This is a genomic window from Rhizobium sp. BT04 (assembly GCF_030053135.1).
GTDB classification, from domain to species: Bacteria; Pseudomonadota; Alphaproteobacteria; order Rhizobiales; family Rhizobiaceae; genus Rhizobium; species Rhizobium binxianense.
Genome location: NZ_CP125652.1, coordinates 3,213,113 through 3,231,595, shown reverse-complemented (window position 1 = coordinate 3,231,595; position 18,483 = coordinate 3,213,113). Strand labels below are relative to the sequence as shown.

17 protein-coding genes and 1 tRNA gene are annotated in these 18,483 nt (G+C 61.5%); 9 read left to right on the top strand and 9 right to left on the bottom strand.

Going from position 1 to position 18,483, the window contains the following annotated elements; all coding sequences use genetic code 11:
* The first annotated feature begins 37 nt into the window (after positions 1-37).
* Positions 38-127 (top strand) — tRNA-Ser (locus tag QMO82_RS23920).
* 280 nt (positions 128-407) lie between these two features.
* Here QMO82_RS23920 and QMO82_RS23915 read toward each other — a convergent pair.
* Positions 408-1,154, bottom strand: a complete 747-nt coding sequence (locus tag QMO82_RS23915) for a hypothetical protein (RefSeq protein WP_183610015.1) — start codon at positions 1,152-1,154, stop codon at positions 408-410.
* 225 nt (positions 1,155-1,379) lie between these two features.
* Between QMO82_RS23915 and QMO82_RS23910 the strand changes: the two genes are divergently transcribed.
* Together QMO82_RS23910 and QMO82_RS23905 are read left to right on the top strand one after the other, a co-directional pair.
* A complete protein-coding gene (locus QMO82_RS23910) occupies positions 1,380-1,589 on the top strand; it encodes a KTSC domain-containing protein (RefSeq protein WP_183610014.1) in 210 nt (69 codons plus the stop codon).
* A 431-nt stretch (positions 1,590-2,020) separates the two neighbouring features.
* A complete protein-coding gene (locus QMO82_RS23905) occupies positions 2,021-2,260 on the top strand; it encodes a CrpP-related protein (protein WP_097617186.1) in 240 nt (79 codons plus the stop codon).
* Here the strand turns inward: QMO82_RS23905 and pncB are convergent.
* From pncB to QMO82_RS23870, 7 genes are all read right to left on the bottom strand, one after another.
* Positions 2,242-3,546 carry a nicotinate phosphoribosyltransferase gene (pncB, locus tag QMO82_RS23900; protein WP_183610013.1) on the bottom strand — a complete coding sequence of 435 codons (1,305 nt, stop codon included), beginning with the start codon at positions 3,544-3,546 and terminating at the stop codon, positions 2,242-2,244. The genes QMO82_RS23905 and pncB overlap by 19 nt on opposite strands.
* 187 nt (positions 3,547-3,733) lie before the next feature.
* Complete coding sequence (locus QMO82_RS23895) at positions 3,734-4,099, bottom strand: hypothetical protein (RefSeq protein ID WP_183610012.1); 366 nt, start codon at positions 4,097-4,099, stop codon at positions 3,734-3,736.
* A gap of 378 nt (positions 4,100-4,477) precedes the next feature.
* Complete coding sequence (locus QMO82_RS23890; RefSeq protein ID WP_097617313.1) at positions 4,478-5,437, bottom strand: glyoxylate/hydroxypyruvate reductase A; 960 nt, start codon at positions 5,435-5,437, stop codon at positions 4,478-4,480.
* Positions 5,438-5,445: 8 nt separating this feature from the next.
* Positions 5,446-7,083 (bottom strand): ABC transporter ATP-binding protein, encoded by a 1,638-nt coding sequence (locus tag QMO82_RS23885; protein WP_183610011.1) that lies wholly within the window; start codon positions 7,081-7,083, stop codon positions 5,446-5,448.
* The gene (locus QMO82_RS23880; protein ID WP_183610010.1) at positions 7,080-8,228 is read right to left on the bottom strand and encodes an ABC transporter permease; all 1,149 of its coding nucleotides are present in this window, start codon (positions 8,226-8,228) and stop codon (positions 7,080-7,082) included. The genes QMO82_RS23885 and QMO82_RS23880 overlap by 4 nt, the downstream gene beginning before the upstream one ends.
* Positions 8,228-9,316, bottom strand: a complete 1,089-nt coding sequence (locus QMO82_RS23875) for a microcin C ABC transporter permease YejB (RefSeq protein WP_183610009.1) — start codon at positions 9,314-9,316, stop codon at positions 8,228-8,230. Before QMO82_RS23875 ends, QMO82_RS23880 begins: the two co-directional genes overlap by 1 nt.
* A gap of 150 nt (positions 9,317-9,466) precedes the next feature.
* The gene (locus QMO82_RS23870) at positions 9,467-11,299 is read right to left on the bottom strand and encodes an extracellular solute-binding protein (RefSeq protein ID WP_183610008.1); all 1,833 of its coding nucleotides are present in this window, start codon (positions 11,297-11,299) and stop codon (positions 9,467-9,469) included.
* A 265-nt stretch (positions 11,300-11,564) separates the two neighbouring features.
* Between QMO82_RS23870 and mepA the strand changes: the two genes are divergently transcribed.
* The 6 genes from mepA (at position 11,565) to QMO82_RS23840 (ending at position 17,587) form a co-directional block, all read left to right on the top strand.
* Positions 11,565-12,641, top strand: a complete 1,077-nt coding sequence (gene mepA / locus QMO82_RS23865) for a penicillin-insensitive murein endopeptidase (RefSeq protein ID WP_183610007.1) — start codon at positions 11,565-11,567, stop codon at positions 12,639-12,641.
* A gap of 85 nt (positions 12,642-12,726) precedes the next feature.
* Positions 12,727-13,107 (top strand): methylglyoxal synthase, encoded by a 381-nt coding sequence (locus tag QMO82_RS23860; protein WP_097617193.1) that lies wholly within the window; start codon positions 12,727-12,729, stop codon positions 13,105-13,107.
* 17 nt (positions 13,108-13,124) lie between these two features.
* Complete coding sequence (locus QMO82_RS23855; protein WP_183610006.1) at positions 13,125-14,150, top strand: glucokinase; 1,026 nt, start codon at positions 13,125-13,127, stop codon at positions 14,148-14,150.
* 152 nt (positions 14,151-14,302) lie between these two features.
* On the top strand, positions 14,303-16,090 hold the full coding sequence (locus QMO82_RS23850) for an ABC transporter ATP-binding protein (protein WP_097617195.1): 1,788 nt from the start codon (positions 14,303-14,305) through the stop codon (positions 16,088-16,090).
* Positions 16,091-16,105: 15 nt separating this feature from the next.
* Positions 16,106-16,930 (top strand): 4-hydroxy-tetrahydrodipicolinate reductase, encoded by an 825-nt coding sequence (gene dapB / locus QMO82_RS23845; RefSeq protein WP_183610005.1) that lies wholly within the window; start codon positions 16,106-16,108, stop codon positions 16,928-16,930.
* 21 nt (positions 16,931-16,951) lie between these two features.
* The gene (locus QMO82_RS23840) at positions 16,952-17,587 is read left to right on the top strand and encodes a 2,3-bisphosphoglycerate-dependent phosphoglycerate mutase (protein WP_097617197.1); all 636 of its coding nucleotides are present in this window, start codon (positions 16,952-16,954) and stop codon (positions 17,585-17,587) included.
* A 53-nt stretch (positions 17,588-17,640) separates the two neighbouring features.
* On the opposite strand, the gene phnF is transcribed toward QMO82_RS23840, so the two are convergent.
* Positions 17,641-18,378 (bottom strand): phosphonate metabolism transcriptional regulator PhnF, encoded by a 738-nt coding sequence (gene phnF / locus QMO82_RS23835; protein ID WP_183610004.1) that lies wholly within the window; start codon positions 18,376-18,378, stop codon positions 17,641-17,643.
* Positions 18,379-18,483: the final 105 nt, after the last annotated feature.

Genomic DNA, 18,483 nt, shown 5'->3' with positions numbered 1-18,483 from the left:
GACGATTTGCTCCTCTCCGGGCGCGAACGCCAAAAAAGGACAGGTGGCCGAGTGGTTTAAGGCGCACGCCTGGAACGCGTGTGTACGTGAAAGCGTACCGTGGGTTCGAATCCCACCCTGTCCGCCATTTTCGTTAAAACCATTGCTGCTTTCTCTCTTTAGCGAGGCCCTCAAATCTCTCGCAAGAATCCAATTGCATGCGGCAGCCGAAACTCTGCACCCCGGCCGAGATCCACGGCGATCAACGACCCGTAGCTGTGCGTCAGAAGGAACCTGTTCCCTTCCAACCACGGGCAGTAGTGATCGACACCAGGCTGAAAGTGGGAAGGCGACTTGAGCGGCCGAAAGCTAATTAACCGGACGGTCGCCGATGCGACCGGAGGGATCAGCGTGAGGACAGCCAGACTCTATTCGAATACCTCCGAGACATTTGCCGCTGAGACGGCACCCCCTAGAGGCCCTCTTTCGGAAATCTGGAATTTGCGAGCCAGAACAATTGAAACATAGCATATTCCAAATGTCGACGCGGATTGAGAGATCACCAGCAACGCCAAAGCGATCAGGTTTAGTTTTCCGCCCTGAAAGACGCTATCGGCTTCGTATGACATCGATGCCGCTGCCGTTATCAATATGAAGGCAGCAACGAAGGGAAGAACAAGACCGGCAAACAGGCGCAGAAAGGTCGGAACTAAACCATATCGTCCCCTGCTCAAAGCATCGGCAAGCCCGCTCTTCGAACCCGCAATTCCGGCAGTGGGCCAAGTTCCGACAAGGGCAAGGAGCAGCGGATAGACGATTGCAATCACCGCAAGGCATAGGAGCAGGAATACGTCCCTCGAAAAGGACGCGGCACCCAATGCGATGGGGAGGCCGACCCCGACTCCCATCACGGCGAGCATGATGAGCAGGTTTTTCCAGATGTAGCCACCGATGCCGCCCATGCCTCCGCTGTTGAGGCCTAATACTTTCCCGTCTCCATTTAATATTGCACTCTGAACGCAATATCCAAAATAGAGAACAATAAAATACCGCGTCGAACTACTGCCGCCTCGACCGCTGTAATCCTCAAAAGCGACGACCGCGCAACCGATTGCAACAAAAACACACGCAAAAGACAGATTACGTCTTATAAAGGAAATCGTTTCACCTAGCATTGCACCCCTGCCATCCCTCGCCTCTGGATCGAAGATATCGTCATTAAAAGATCACGCTGTCAAACGCCCGAGTCTGTTCCACCAAGTTTGTGCAGGGAAGGGGGATCAAGCGAACCCTGAGGTGACGACTCTCGCAAGATTCCTGATTTTTTACCATGCGGCTTCACCGTGTCTTTGCACGTTTGGGTTTAGGTTCTGCCAAACCAAAAAACAGAGGTAAAACAGGTGGAAGAACTTTCGATAAAGTCGAAGATCATCAAATCCGTCTATTTCAGCCAGGACGACGGGCGGCTCAGGATTTGTTTCAAGAATGGCGAGGAGCGTCTGTTTGCGGGCGTTCCCTCCTCGGAAGTCCATGCGATGACGGCAGCGCCGTCTCCCGGCCACTATTACCTCGACCGGATCAGAACCCGGTTTCGCAGACTGGCGGCCTGAAAAGCCGAGGGACGCTGCCGGCCGACGATGCAGGATGCACTGGATCGGAACAGGTCCGGTGGATATTAACCGGCCGTTAGCCATCGATGACATCTTGGTTGGATCGCACCGGCCGGAACGCGGCAACGTGTCGGCGCTGCCGGCTTGTTCAAGGTCGGCCAGCCGGGAGGCTTGGCGGCGGACCCCAGCCAGGAAGCCGAGCCTCCCCGTCACAAGGTGTTTGTGGAGCATGATGCCGAAACGCCCGAGCGGCTTTCAGGCGCCAGCAAGCTCCCTTGTCTGACCGACATGGGATGGTACCGGGGCCGGTCACCCCTGAATTAGCGCATTGGGGCTAATCCTGTGAAAAACCCGAATTATCGAATCCGGACTCGACAATGCTTTATTAGCATGCTTGCATAAAGCTATCGGATAGGACCCGGGGGGTGATAATGTTCGAGAATCTGCTGGAGATGCAGGAGCGTGGCGTGCGGGACCGCGCGCGCGGCCGCAGCCTGGACGACAATCCGATGTCGAAACCGGATGTCCTGCCGATTGCCGATTTCCAGGAATGGTACTCGATGTTCGACGCCTGGCGATTCGGCTGGTCGATCGAGGATGCGATGGCGGGACATGGCAATGCGCCACGGGAGGGCGGCGCCTCGTCGCGGACCTACACCAGAACGGTCTGATCGATCCTGTCTTCGGCGCCGAAGAATTTCAGATAGCGCTCGACCTCTGCCGGTTCGCCGGTCGCCTTCTGCGGATTGTCGGAGAGCTTCACCGCCGGGCGGCCGTTGGCGTCGCTGACCTTGCAGACGATGGAGATCGGGTTGAGGCCGGAAATTTCGGTCGGCGCGCAGCCGGAAAAATCGTTGGTCAGGTTGGTGCCCCAGCCGAAGCTCATGCGCACGCGGCCTTCGAAATGCCGGTAGGTATCGATGATAGCGTCGACATCGAGGCCGTCGGAGAAAATCAGCAGCTTCTGGCGCGGATCGCGACCCATCTTCTTCCACCAATCGATAATCTTTTCACCGCCTTCGATCGGCGGGGCACTGTCCGGACGGAAGCCGGTCCAGTCGGCGACCCATTCCGGCGCGTCGCGCAGGAAAGCAGCAGTACCGAAAGCATCCGGCAGTACGATCAGCAGGTTGCCGCCATAGAGCTTGTTCCAGTCGCGCAGGATCTTGTAGGGCGCATTGCGCAGCTGCTCGTCGGTTTGCGCAAGGGCGGCAGCCACCATCGGCAGCTCGTGGGCATTGGTGCCGACGGCTTCGAGATCGGAATCCATCGCCAGCAATACGTTGCTGGTGCCGGTAAAGGCCGGGCCGATGCCCTCCTTCAGCGCCTCGACGCACCAGCGCTGCCAGAGGAAACTGTGACGGCGGCGGGTGCCGAAATCGGAGATGCGCAAGCCCGGCAGTTCCTTCAGCCGTTCGACCTTCGACCACATCTTCGCCTTGGCGCGGGCATAGAGCACATCGAGGGTGAAGGGACCGAGCGCCTTCATCGCCGAGCGCGACCTGAGCTCGTTGACGATGGCAAGCGCCGGGATCTCCCACATGGTGGTTTCCTTCCAGGCCCCATGGAAATCCAGTACATATTGCCCGTCCTTCTTCGACAGCTCGTATTCGGGAAGCTGGAAGTTGGAAAGCCAGGCGAGGAATTCCGGCTCGAAGATCTGGGCGCGACCGTAGAAGCTGTTACCCGCCAGCCAGATCATCTCCTTCTTGGAGAGTTTCAGCGTGCGGGCGTGATCGAGCTGTTCGCGCAATTCGCCTTCGTCGATCTCATCGGCGAGGCGCACGCGCTTGGTGCGGTTGATGAGGGTAAAGGACGCGTTCACGTCGGGATAGAGCTTCCAGATCATCTGCAGCATCAGCAGCTTGTAGAAGTCGGTATCGATCAGGCTGCGGACGATCGGATCGAGCTTCCAAGCGTGATTGTAGACGCGTCTTGCGATATCGGTCCTGGCCATGAGATTCCTGCCCCTGTCCACTCCGGTCAGGTGCTGCCAAGTTCCCGAGTGCTGCCAAGTGCGGGGCCGGCACACGAAACCGGCTCGTGCGCCTTCTTATCGAAAAATCGGCAGAGAAAGTCCAGACAAATCAATAAACATCCCGCCGCGGTACGGCGGCGGGATGCGGGAAATCATCTGCCGACGCTCATTGCGCCGGCGCGGCAGGTTGAGCCGGGGTTGCAGGCGTGACGCCGGAGGCGGCCGGGGCGGTATTCTCAGTCTCTGTGGGAACCGCAATGCCGTTCTGGAGCGTTGGCGCAGGCGCCGCATCAGGCCGCTGCGACTGTAGCTGCTGGCCGGGCTGCTGTGGCGCCACCTCATTTGCTTCGCGCTTGCCCCAGATCTCAACCGGTATCCAGACCACGAAAGCGAGCACCAGTGCGGCAAGCAGCACCAGCAGGACGCGATAACCCGTCCGCCCCTGCCTTGCCTTCACCGGCGGGATCTGCTCTTCGCGATGAAGCTTGCCGTCGGACTTTTCCCAGCGTGTTTCCGTCTGATGCGCCATCATCGTCTCCTTCCGCTGCCTTGACGGGCCGATCCGGCCCCAAAGAATTCCGCAGAAGAAACGGGTGGGTGTCGGGAAGGTTCCCCCGGGGTTTTGGAGCCTTTCCGGATTAGATTGCAGCATTCTGTTGGCTCAAACGGAGTCGGATGGTCGACCGGCCGGCGCGCGTCGTAGCCCAGCTCTACGGCCAAGCCGGCCGGTCGATCAGCCGGCCCGTTTCAGCCAACCCTCCCGCAGATTTGCCTGGCAAATCTGCAAGACTTAAAATCGCCGGACGCGCTAGTCGCTTCGCATGGCGAAGCGGTGCGGCCGGTGGGCCGGGCATCTTTGCGTCAGGGCAAAGATGCCCGGCAGAATGCTTCAATCTAACCCGGAAAGGCTCTAGTAGCCGACGGCGCGGTCGACCACGAATTGCAGCGGCTCGCCGCGCTCGAAACGGGCGATCTGCGCCTCGACATGACGGAATAGCGCGTTTTCTTCAGAGACTGCCGCGTCGTGCGGCGTGATGAAGACGTTCTCCAATTCCCACAACGGGTTGTCGGGGCCAAGCGGCTCCACCTCGAAGACATCGAGGGAAGCACCGCCCAGCGTACCGCTGCGGATGGCGGAAACGATATCGGCCTCGACCTGGCTCTTGCCGCGGCCGGCATTGATGAAGACCGGCATTCCGAGCGCGCCGTTGCTGCGGAGCTTTTTGAATAGCCCGCTATCATAGAATCCCGTCGTCTCCGGCGTCAGCGGCAGCAGGCCGACGAGGATGTCGGTCTTGCCGAGGAAGCTGTCCAACCCGCCGGCATCGAAGGTTTCGACGCCGTCGATGTCTTTGCGGGTGCGCGACCAGCCGATGACGTTGAAACCCATCACCTTCAGCTTGGCGACCGCATCCAGCCCGAGAACACCGAGACCCATGACGCCGACCGTGACCTCCGCCGCTTCCGGCGCGGTCAGCTTGGCCCACTCACGCCGCCGCTGATGGCTGTCATGGGCATATTGCCCGCGCAGATGCAGCAGGCATTGCATGACCACCCATTCGCTCATGCGGGTCGTCAGGCTGCGGTCGACGAAACGCACGATCGGGATCTCGGGCAGGCCGTCCATGCCGATAATATGGTCGACGCCGGCGCCGCCCGAGAAAATCGCCTTGAGGTTCGGCGCCCGCGCGAAAAGGTCGGCGTCCGGCTTCCAGACAAGCGCGTATTCGAGACGGCTGAGATCACGCTTCCCGTTGGCGGGATCGGCGAGATTGACGCTGCCGCGATCGGCAAAGGCCGTCTTCAAAACGCGGGCGACGCCTTCCGGATTGAACTTGATATCGACGAGAACGGGAGGAGGTGTGGGCATGATCAACTTTACTGCTGCACGGCGGGCGTCGGCACCGCCTCGATGTTGAAGGCGGCGGCCATCAGCGCCCTGGTGTAATCGTCCTTCGGCGCACGGAAGATTTCCGCGGACGGTCCTTGTTCCACCACCTTGCCGAAACGCATGACGATGACGTCGTTGGCGAGCGCCTTCACCACCTTCAGGTCGTGGCTGATAAAGAGATAAGCGAGATCGTGCTTCTGCTGCAGATCGCGCAGCAGATCGACCACCTGGGCCTGCACGCTCATATCAAGCGCGGAGGTCGGCTCGTCGAGCATGACGAAGCGCGGCTTCAGCACCATGGCCCGGGCAATGGCGATGCGCTGGCGCTGGCCGCCGGAGAACTCGTGCGGATAACGCCAGCGGGTCATGGGATCGAGACCCACCTCCTCCAGCGCCCAGCAGACGCGCTGGTCCCGCTCTTCCGATGTCAGTGCGCGCTCATGCACCTTCAACCCTTCGGCGACGATATCGCCGACCGACATGCGCGGACTGAGCGATCCATAAGGATCCTGGAAGACCACCTGCAGCTGGTTGCGCAGCGGCCGCATCTCGCTGAACGAATAGCCGGCTATATCCTTACCGACAAAGGCGATCCGCCCTTGCGAGGAGATCAGCCGGGTGAGCGCCAGGCCGAGCGTGGTCTTGCCTGAACCGGATTCGCCGACGACGCCGAGCGTCTGGCCGGCGCGCAGCGAAAGGTCGATGCCGTCGACCGCCCTGACGTGATCTACGACACGGCGCATCAACCCAGCCTTGATCGGGAACCAGACGCGAATGTCAGACCCTTCCATCACCACCGGCTTCGACGGATCGGCCAGCGGCGGCTCGCCGCGCGGTTCGGAGGCGAGAAGGTGGCGGGTGTATTCGTGCTTCGGGTTGGTGAAGACGTCCTCGACGGTTCCGGTTTCGACGATCCTGCCCTTGGTCATGACGCAGACGCGATCGGCGAATTTGCGGACGATGCCGAGATCATGGGTGATGAACAGCATCGACATGCCGTGCATGGCCTTCAACTGCCGCAGCAGCTCAAGGATCTGCGCCTGCACGGTAACGTCGAGTGCCGTGGTCGGCTCGTCGGCGATCAGCAATTCCGGCCGGTTGGCAAGTGCCATGGCAATCATGACGCGCTGGCGCTGGCCGCCTGACAGTTCATGCGGATAGGCCTTCAAGCGCTTTTCCGGCTCGCGGATTCCGACCTGGTTCAGCAATTCCAGCACGCGCTCACGCGCCGGCTGGCCGGTGAGGCCCTGGTGCAGCGCCAGGATTTCGGCGATCTGCTTTTCGATCGAATGAAGCGGATTGAGCGAAGTCATCGGCTCCTGGAAGATCATGGTGATGTCGTTGCCGCGCACCTCGCGCAACGCCCGCTCCGACGCCTTCAACAGGTCCTTGCCCTTGAACAGGATTTCACCGGAGGGATGGCTTGCCGAGGGATAAGGCAGAAGCCGCAGGATCGAATTGGCCGAAACCGACTTGCCGGAACCGGATTCGCCGACGAGCGCCACGACCTCGCCCTTGGCGATGTCGAAGGAGATGTGATCGACGGCCAGCGAAGTCTCACCGCCCTGGTGAAAGGCAACCGAGAGATCGCGGACGGAGAGCAGCGTTTCTGTCATGTCACTCATTGGAACGTCTTTCTCGGATCGAAGGCATCGCGCACGGCTTCGCCGATGAAGATCAGCAGGGACAGCATGATCGACATGGCGAAAAAGGCCGTCAGCCCGAGCCAGGGCGCCTGCAGGTTGCTCTTGCCCTGGGCGATCATCTCGCCGAGCGAAGGAGAGCCCGGCGGCATGCCGAAGCCCAAGAAATCGAGCGAAGTCAGCGTGGTGATCGAGCCGGAGAGGATGAAGGGCAGGAAGGTGAGCGTCGCGACCATGGCATTGGGCAACAGGTGGCGCCACATGATGGTGCGATTATTGACGCCGAGCGCGCGGGCGGCGCGGACATATTCAAAATTGCGGGCGCGCAGAAATTCGGCGCGCACGACGCCGACGAAGCCGACCCAGGAGAAGAGCAGCATGATGCCGAGCAGCACGAAGAAGCCGGGCGGCAGCAGTGCGGCGATGATCAGCAGGATGTAAAGCACCGGCATCGACGACCAGATCTCGATGAAGCGCTGCAACAGCAGATCGGTCCAGCCGCCGAAATAGCCCTGCACCGCGCCTGCCGTCACACCGATGATTGCCGAGCAGATGGTCAGCACCAGGCCGAAGAGCACGGATATGCGGAAACCGTAGATGACGCGGGCCAGCACGTCGCGCGCCTGATCGTCAGTGCCGAGCCAGTTGAGATTGCCGAGCGTGCAATCCGGATCGTTCACGCCTTGCGGATAACCGGCGCAGCGCTCCTCCTTGGTCATCAGCCAGAAGGGGGCGGTGGGGGCCGAATGCGGAATGTTGGAATTGACCGAGCGGTAGGAATAGCGGATCGGCGGCCAGATCATCCAGCCATTGGCATTGATCTCATCGGCGATGATCGAGGAGCGGTAGTCGGTCTCGGCCAGGAAGCCACCGAACTTCTCCTCGGGATAGTCGACCAAAACGGGAAACAGGATTTCGCCCTTGTAGGAGGCAATGATCGGCCGGTCATTGGCGAGGAATTCGGCAAACAGGCTGAGGACGAACAGCAGCAGGAACAGCCACAGCGACCAGTAACCGCGGCCGTTCGCCCGGAAATTCTGCCAGCGGCGGATGTTGGTCGGCGACAGCAGACCCTTGCGCGGCGGCTTGACCGGCGTCGTGACGGCGGGATTTGCGGCGGCGTCCATCAGACATCCCTCCGCTCGAAATCGATGCGCGGATCGATCCAGGTGTAGATCAGGTCGGAAATCAGGCTGACGACCAGGCCGAGCAGCGAGAAGATGTAGAGCGTGGCAAAGACGATCGGGTAGTCGCGATTGACGACCGAGAGATAACCGAGGCGGCCGAGGCCATCCAGCGAGAAGATGTTTTCGATCAGCAGCGAGCCGGTGAAGAAGGCGGAGATGAAGGCGCCGGGAAAACCGGCGATGATGATCAGCATAGCATTGCGGAAGACATGGCCGTAGAGCACCTGCCGCTGGTTCAGGCCCTTGGCGCGGGCGGTGACGACATATTGCTTCTTGATCTCCTCGATGAAGGAGTTCTTGGTGAGCAGCGTCGTCGTCGCGAAGGCGGAGAGCGAAAGCGAGATCAGCGGCAAGGTGAGGTGCCAGAAATAGTCGAGCGGCTTCTGCCACCAGGCCAGCTGGTCGAAATTGTCCGAAACCAGGCCGCGCAGCGGAAACCAGTCGTAGAAGGAGCCGCCGGCGAAAAGCACGATCAGCAGAATGCCGAAGAGGAAGCTCGGCACGGCATAGCCGACGACGATGACGCCCGACGTCCAGACATCGAAGGTCGATCCATCCTTGACCGCCTTGCGGATGCCGAGCGGGATGGAGATGGCATAGGAGAAGATCAGGATCCAGATGCCGAGCGAGATCGACACCGGCAGCTTCTCCTTGACGAGTTCGAGCACCGAGGTATTGCGGAAGAAGCTCTCGCCGAAATCGAAGCGGATGTAATTCCACATCATCTCGCCGAAACGGGTCAGTGGCGGCTTGTCGAAGCCGAATTGCTTTTCGAGCTTGGCAATCAGTTCCGGATCGAGCCCCTGGGCACCGCGATATCTGGAGCCTTCGTCACTGCCGCCGCCGCCGAGAAGATCACCACCGCCGGACAGGCGCTGGTCAGCACTGTCGGCCTGGCCGGTCAATTGGGCGATCACCTGCTCGACGGGACCGCCGGGGGCGAACTGAATGACGATGAAAGAGATGGCCATGATGCCGACGATGGTCGGGATCATCAGAAGCAGGCGGCGAAGGATATAGGCGCCCATCAGCCTTCAGCCTCCGGGAATGTTTTTCTTGTGTGCCTGCCGTCCAGTCTCATGCCGCTCAATCCGCCAGCCTTCCCTTGCCGGTCCTGCCGGCTTGTCGTGATTCGCTTGTGCCATTTGGAGCCGAGGGCCCCTGCATTGCAAGCCCGCTCATTTTGCCGAGGTGGACCACCAGGCATCCGGGAAGCCAAGGCCGTAAGCCGGAAACTCGGCCGGATGCGTGACCGTGTTCCAATAGGCGATGTTATAGGTATTACGGTAAAACAGCGGGATGACGTAGTGATTTGCTAGCAATACGCGATCCATGGCCTTGATCGCCGCGACCTGCTCCTCTCGGTTCGGCGCAAAGATGACCATGCGAATGAGCTCATCAACGGCGGGGTTGGCAATGCCGGCATAATTGCGGGAACCCTGCTGATTGACCGAACCGGATCCCCAATAGTCGGCTTGTTCGTTGCCCGGATTCATGGTCTCCGCCCAGACATTCCAGATCATATCGTAGTCGAAGCTGCGTTCACGGTTGACAGATTGCGAGGCGTCGACTGTCCGGATCCGCGCATCTATGCCGATTTTCCTGAGATTGTTGGCATAGGGCACCGCCCAGCGCTCCAACATGGGGCTCGACAACAGGATCTCGAAACTCATCGGCTGGCCGGTCTTGGGGTTGACCATGCGATTGCCCTTGATCTCCCAGCCGGCTTCTTTGAAAAGCGCAATCGCCTTGCGGAGGTTATCGCGGCTCTTCTGCGGATCGCCGCCGACGGGATTGGTATAGGGCGTGGTGAAGATTTCTGCGGGCACCTTATCCTTCATGCCCTGCAGAATTTCCAGTTCTCTACCCTGCGGCAGGCCGGAGGAGGCGAGTTCGGTATTCCAGAAATAGCTGTCGATGCGTTTGTAACTGTTAAAGGCAACGGTGCGGTTCAACTCTTCGAAATCCAGACCATAGTTCAGCGCCTCGCGGACCCTGATGTCCTTGAAGAGGTCACGTCGCATGTTGGGCACGAGAGCCTGCATGATGCCGGTGGCGCGCAGCGGGTTTGCAACCTCCTCTTTTTTCACACGTCCTTCCTTCACCGCGGGAAAATCATATCCCGTCGCCCAACGGGCAGCCGTGGTTTCCTGCCAGTAGTCGCTGTTGCCGGCGCGAAAGGCCTCGAACTCGACATCCCGATCGCCGAAATACGTGTAGATAACGTTGCGGAAATTGTTTTGGCCGACATTCACATTGAGGTCCTTGCCCCAATAGTCGTCACGTAGCTCATAGCGGATTGTCGCGCCCGGCGAGAAGGCAGCAATCTTGTAGGGTCCAGAACCCATCACGGGCTCGAGGGTCGTCTTTGAGATATCGCGTGGCTTGCCGTCCGGTCCCTGCCCCTCCCACCAATGTTTCGGCACGATCACCAACTGGCCGAGAATATTCGGGAGCTCCCGGTTGTTCTTCTCGTCGAAGGTGAAGGTTACGTCGCGATCGCCGGTCTTTTCGGCCTTCGCAACGTGGCGGTAATAGTTTGCCGTGAGGGGATTTAGTTCCTTCGTCTTATCCAGACTGAAGATGACATCCTCGGGCGTTACCGGCTGACCATCCGCCCATTTCGCTTCCTTGCGCAGGCGGAAGGTCGCGCTCGAGACGTCGGTGGGAAAAGACAATCCCTCGGCAAGCAGACCGTAGGAGACGAGGAGCTCGTCGTCGGCGGGCTTCATCAACGTGTCGTAAACGAGCGTCAAGCCCACTGCCGCCTGGCCTTTGGCAAGCAGCGGGTTGAAGGTATCGAAGGCGCCGCTTGCGGAGAGGCGCAGGTCTCCGCCTTTCGGAGCATCGGGATTGACGTAGTCGAAATGCGCAAAGCCCGGCTTGTACTTCATCCCGCTGACGACCGAGCTTCCGATGCGGAACTCCTGATCCTCAGCCATCGACGAGAGCGGAACGAGCACGCCCGCAAGCGATAGAAACAAACCGATCTTCGACCACAGAGCCGCCATTCACGCTTTCCCCTGATTATTGATGGGTTCGACAATACGAAAAATACGGGCGAAAAACAGGAGAGAGTTTGGTTTTTGCCGGGTGCGCGAAATTTTGAGCCATTGGGTCCTCGTCAAGGCGTCGCCTCTTCGAGCCCCCTGAGCCGCCACGTTGATCTGTCACCACCGCATCCTGCGCCTACCCGCCAAATCATCGATTCACCAAAATCGCTTTTCACGATAGATTCGATCGCAAATCACTTCGGCAGCGGTTCAAGGGAATAGTATGGCTTTCGGCTTCGCTCAGGCTTTCAGGACATTCGGCAAACTGACGCTTGCCGGCGCAATCGGCGCAAGCCTTGCCGCCGGCGACGTCGGCGCGGAGCAGAAGACCCCGAGCCCGGGCAGCGCCAAGGGGCAGTTCGGCGCCGTCGGCCTGCCGACGCAGGGGCCGGCGCAGCCAATCGGGTTTTACGCGAAAGGCTGTATGACGGGTGCGGTGGCGCTGCCGACCGACGGACCGACCTGGGAGGCAATGCGGCTTTCGCGCAACCGCCGCTGGGGCAATCCGGCAATGATCGCGTTGCTCGAGCGTCTTTCTGAGGATGGCGCCAAATATGCCGGCTGGCCGGGCCTGCTCGTCGGCGACATCGCGCAGCCGCGTGGCGGGCCGATGTTGAACGGTCACGCCTCGCATCAGATCGGCCTCGATGCCGATGTCTGGTTTACGCCGATGCCGGCGCGCCGCATGACGGCGCAGGAGCGCGAGGATCTGCCCTTCACCTCGATGCTGCAGAAGGACAAGTTCCTGACCGTCGACCCCAAGGTGTGGACGCCATCGCGGGCGCGGCTGTTGATGCTGGCGGCAAGCTATCCCGAGGTGGAGCGTATCTTCGTCAATCCGGCGATCAAGAAGAAGATGTGCGATACTTGGACGGGCGACCGCACCAATCTCGGCAAGCTCCGGCCGGAATACGGCCATGACTCGCATTTCCACATCCGCATCAAATGCCCGGCCGGCGCGGCCGGATGCACACCGCAGCCCCCTGTTGCCGCCGGCGACGGCTGCGACAAGTCGCTCGCCTGGTGGTTCACGCCGGCGCCCTGGGCGCCGCCGAAACCGCCGAAGCCCGGCGCCAAGCCGCCGAAGCCGCCGCGCGAGATGATGGTCTCCGACCTGCCGAAGGCCTGCGCCGCCGTGCTCGATGCCGCTTCCGTCGCCTCGATGCAGGCCGCCACCTATGGCGGGCCTTCGGCCGCAAGCGCCCTCACCGCCGCTCCGGCAGCGGAGCCCGCTGCCGATGCCGACGGAGAACTGCCCGATGTCGGCCCGGTTCCGAACGACAAGCCGGCGATCCAATAAGGAGCACCGGCGCCTTGTCTTTCAAATCGCAAATTCTTGGTATAGAAGCGGTCAAATCGATTGAATTGCTTGGGCGGAGGGGTTGATGGCCGGCGGTAAATGCCTTGCATTGATTGCGCATGACCAGAAGAAGGACGACATGGCGGACTTCGCCCGCGCCAACCGGGACATTCTCTCCCGCTGGAAGATCGTCGCCACCGGCACGACTGGCGGGCGGGTGCTCGACGCCGCCCCCGATCTCGACGTCACGAGGCTAAAAAGCGGACCGCTCGGCGGCGACCAGCAGATCGGCGCGCTGATTTCGACCGGCGAGGTCGGCGCCCTGATCTTCTTCGTCGACCCCTTGACGCCGATGCCACACGATGTCGACGTTAAGGCGCTGATGCGGCTCGCCATCGTTTACGATATTCCGATGGCGCTCAACCACGCGACCGCTATAAAACTTCTTCCCACACTCGAAGCCTGATCAGCACGGAACCGGCCATGCCAAAACCGAACAACAGCACCGCTCCGCTGCCTTTCCCGATCCTGATCGGCGATATCGGCGGCACCAATGCCCGCTTCTCCATCCTGACCGATGCCTATGCCGAGCCGAAGCAGTTTCCGAACGTGCGCACGGCTGATTTCACCACCATCGACGAAGCGATCCAGAAAGGCGTGCTCGACAAAACAGCCGTGCAGCCGCGCTCGGCGATCCTTGCCGTCGCCGGCCCGATCAACGACGACGAGATCCCGCTGACCAATTGCGACTGGGTGGTGCGGCCAAAGACGATGATCGAAGGCCTCGGCATCGAGGACGTGCTCGTCGTCAACGATTTCGAGGCGCAAGCGCTGGCCGTCGCCGCCCTTTCGGACGAGAACCGCGAACGCATCGGCGACGCCACCGGCGACATGATCGCGTCGCGCGTCGTGCTCGGACCGGGCACCGGCCTCGGCGTCGGCGGGCTGGTGCATGCCCAGCACAGCTGGATCCCGGTTCCCGGCGAAGGTGGTCATATCGATCTCGGGCCGCGCAGCAAGCGCGACTATCAGCTCTTCCCGCATATCGAGACGATCGAGGGGCGTGTTTCGGCCGAGCAGATTCTCTGCGGGCGCGGTCTCGTCAACCTCTATAACGCCATCTGCGTGGTCGACGGCCTCAAGCCGACGATGAAGGATCCCGCCGACATCACCTCGCACGCGCTTGCCGGCAGCGACAAGGCGGCCGTCGAGACCGTCTCGCTGTTTGCCACCTATCTCGGCCGCGTGGCGGGCGACATGGCGATGGTGTTCATGGCGCGCGGCGGCGTCTATCTCTCGGGCGGCATCTCGCAGAAGATCCTCCCGGCGCTGAAGAAACCGGAATTCCGTTTGGCCTTCGAGGATAAGGCGCCGCATACCGCCCTGCTTCGCACCATCCCGACCTATGTGGTGACGCATCCCTTGGCAGCGCTTGCCGGGCTTTCCTCCTATGCCCGGATGCCGGCCAATTTCGGCGTCTCGACGGAGGGCCGCCGCTGGCGGCGTTAGGCTCGGGCGCGCACGGCAAAGAGAGCGTCCCCGGTGCGTCCTATCCGGACGCCTGGGCGCTCTAGCCAAACCGGTCCCAACTCTTTATAGACCCCGGCAAAAGTGCGCCTCGCCTTCGCGGAGCGCTTGGTCCGAGACAGGAAACCTCATTTTTGGAAGCGGCGGAAAGCAGAACGCAGAGCGTCAGCAGCGATACCGTAACCGGCATCCTGAAGCGCATCATCGCTGAAAACGGCCGCGACCATCTCTGGGGCTATGTCTTTGCGATTGTCTGTCTCATCGTGGTGGCGCTCTCGACGGCGTTTACCGCCTGGATCATGCGGGCGATCATCGACGAGGCCTTCGCCAACCGCCGCGCCGACGTCGTCTGGATCATCTGTCTTTCGATCTTCATCGCCTTCGTGCTGCGTGGTTTTGCGAGCTACGGCCAGGCGGTGGCGCTTTCCAAGGTCGGCAACAATATCGTCGCGCGTTACCAGCGCCGGCTGTATTCGCATCTGATGACGCTTTCGGTCGGCTTCTTCAGCGAGGCGCGCTCTGCCCATATCGCCGCGCAGGTGAGCCAGAACGTCAGCGGCATCCGCGACGTGCTCAACCTGACGATCACTTCGACCGTGCGCGACCTCTTGACCTTCATCTCGCTGCTCGGCGTGATGATCCTCCAGGATCCGCTGCTCAGCCTTGCCGTGTTCATCATGGCGCCGCCGCTGCTTTATGCGCTGCGCTATGTTTCCAAGCGGCTACGCTCGGCGACCCGCGAGGCGGTGCATTTGAACAGCCATGTGCTCGGCGCCATGCAGGAGACCATCCAGGGCATCGCCATCGTCAAAGCCTTTACGATGGAAGAGGAGCTGGAGCGCAAGGTCAACAAACTCATCACGGGCGCCGAAAACCGGGCGAACCGGATAGCCCGGCTGTCCGAACGCACCTCTCCGCTGACGGAGAGTTTCGCAGGCTTTGCCGTTGCCAGCGTGCTTGCCTATGCCGCCTACCGCTCGATCTACTACAATGTGCCGCCGGGCGCCTTCTTCTCCTTCGTGACCGCGCTGCTGCTGGCCTATGACCCGGCCCGCCGGCTTGCCCGCCTGCAGGTGCAGATGGAGCGTGCCGTCGTCAATGCGCGGATGATCTACGAACTGCTCGACATGGAACCGCGCCAGCGCGACCTGCCGGATGCAAAGCCGCTGGCGGTGACGCAGGCGAGGATCGAATTCCGCAATGTGTCCTTCGCCTACGGCAATGAGAGCGTGCTCAGCGGCGTGAGCTTCATCGCCGAGGGCGGCGCCACCACGGCGCTGGTCGGTCCCTCGGGCGCCGGCAAATCCACCGTCATCAGCCTCATTCCGCGCTTCTACGATCCGCGCGAAGGCGAAATCCTGATCGACGGGCAGGATATCGCCCACATCACCAAGAAGTCGCTGCGCCAGCAGCTCGCCTATGTCTCGCAGCAGCCCTATCTGTTCGAGGGCACGATCCGCGACAATATCCGCTACGGCCGGCCGGAGGCGACGGATGCCGAGGTGGAAGAAGCGGCCCGGCTTGCCTATGCGCATGACTTCATCTCGGCACAGCCGCAGGGTTACGAGACGGCCGTCGGCGAAAACGGCGTGACGCTTTCGGGCGGCCAGCGCCAGCGGCTGTCGATTGCGCGTGCGCTGGTGCGCAATGCGCCGATCCTGCTTCTCGACGAGGCGACGTCGGCCCTCGACACCGAATCCGAGGCGGCGGTTCAGAAGGCGCTCGACGAGGCGATGACCGGACGCACCGTCGTTGTCATCGCCCACCGGCTTTCGACCGTGGTGCGCGCCGACAAGATCGTCGTCATGCAGCAGGGCCGTGTCGTCGAGCAAGGCAATCACGAGACGCTTGCGAAGGTCAGCGACGGTCTTTACGCTCGCCTCAACAATCTGCAGAGGCCTTCGGCCTCCGATTCACACTGAGCTGGTGAGACTGAGATGAGCGATGCTGCGATGAAACTGGTGGTGGTCGGCGCGGCAGGGCGCATGGGGCAGACGCTGATCCGGCTCATCCATTCGATCGACGGCGTGAGGCTGCATGCCGCGGTCGAACGCACCGGCTCGCCCTTTATCGGCAAGGATGCCGGCGAGATCGCCGGTCTCGGCCCGACCGGCGTCATTATCGGCGACGATCCGCTCAACGCCTTTCTCGATGCCGAAGGCGTGCTCGACTTCACCTCGCCTGCCGCAACCGTGGAATTCTCGGGCCTCGCCGCGCAGGCGCGCATCGTACATGTGATCGGCACGACCGGCTGTTCGGCAGAGGACAACGCGAAGATCGCCGCCGCCGCCCGCCACGCCCGCGTCGTCAAGTCGGGCAATATGAGCCTCGGGGTCAATCTGCTCAGCGTGCTCGCCGAGCAGGCGGCACGGGCGCTCGAGCCGGCCGACTGGGATATCGAGATCCTGGAAATGCACCACAAGCACAAGGTGGATGCGCCTTCCGGCACCGCCCTTCTGTTCGGCGAGGCCGCGGCCAAGGGGCGCGGCATCGAACTCGCCTCGAAATCGGTCAGGGTGCGCGACGGCCATACCGGCGCCCGCGAGGCGGGCACGATCGGCTTTGCGACGCTGCGCGGCGGTTCCGTCATTGGCGAGCATTCGGTGCTTTTTGCGGGAGAAGGCGAAATCGTCACGCTGTCGCACAGTGCGGCCGACCGCTCGATCTTTGCGCGCGGCGCCATCAAGGCGGCCCTTTGGGCGCGCGACAAGAAGCCGGGTCTCTATTCCATGCTCGACGTGCTCGGGCTTTCTTCCCAATAACGATACTACGGAGGCATATTCATGAGCGGTACCCTCGTCCTCGTTCGCCACGGCCAGAGTGACTGGAACCTGAAGAATCTCTTCACCGGCTGGAAGGATCCCGATCTGACCGAACTCGGAATTCAGGAAGCCAAGGCCGGGGGTGAGGCGCTGGCCGAATACGGGATCAAATTCGACGTCGCTTACACCTCGGCGCTGGTGCGCGCGCAGCACACCTTGAAGCTCGTCCTCGACAAGGTCGGCCAGCCCGATCTCCAGACGATCCGCGACCAGGCGCTGAACGAGCGCGACTATGGCGATCTCTCCGGCCTCAACAAGGACGATGCGCGCGCCAAATGGGGCGAGGAACAGGTGCATGTCTGGCGCCGCTCCTATGACGTGCCGCCTCCGGGCGGCGAAAGCCTGCGCGACACCGGCGCCCGCGTCTGGCCCTATTACCTCACCGAAATCCTGCCGCGCGTGCTCAGGGGCGAAAAGGTGCTAGTTGCCGCACACGGCAATTCGCTGCGCTCGCTTGTCATGGTGCTCGACAAGCTGAGCAAAGAAGGCGTGCTCGCCCTCAACCTCGCGACCGGTGTGCCGATGGTCTACAAGCTGAAGGCGGATTCCACCGTCGCCTCCAAGGAAGTGCTCGGCGACATGTCCGGCGCGCACTGAATTCGGTACGGCGTGCCACTGGAATCGGCTGGCACGCCTTCCAATTCTGGGCCTCAGTTCTCGATCGTGAACTGCACCCGGTCGGCCGCAAAGCGGCTGATCGAATATTGTACCGGCACGCCGTCAAGATCGGTATTCATCGCCTTGGTAATCAGCAGGATCGCGCCGGGGGTGAGTTCGAGGTCGGCCATGTCGGCGGCACTCGCATGAGCGGCCGTCACCTCGGTGGTCGCTCTGATATAGTCCGACAGGCCGAGTTCGGCGAAAGCCTTGGTGATCGATTCATGCTTCCGGTAGGCTTGACCGATCCCGGCGAAGCGGATGGCGGGAAACCAGCTCGTCGCCTTTGAAACCGGCCGCCTGTCGGCATGGCGCAGGGTTTCCAGCCGGATCACCTCTTCTCCCGACTTCAGGCCCAGCCAGCGGGCAATCTCGGAACTTGCTTCCTCCTTCGCCTCATCGAGCAGAAGGCCGCGCATCTCACGCGCCTGATCGCCGATGCCGGCGCTGAAGCGCGTACGCTTTGTGATCGGGAAATTCAGCCGCTCCTTGCGCTCGATCAGCGTGCCGCGACCTTGTACCGCACGCACGATTCCCTCCTGCGCCAGCGCCGCCAAAGCGCTGCGCACCGTATGCCGGTTGACGCCGAATTGCTGCGCCAGGATCGTTTCCGGCGGCACCATGGCTGTTTCGTCATAGGCTCCGCTGCTGATCGCCTCGCGAATCCGGTCGGCGATCTGGCGCCAGAGCGCCACGCCAGTCTGCCTTTGCACCTGTTTCAATCCCGCCATTCGCCCCGTCCTGCCATTTCAAACCGACGACGTCACACGCTTGTCACGACATCGATTTAAGCGTAGGCATATCTTGTATGGTTGTCTATATCAATAGACATTTGA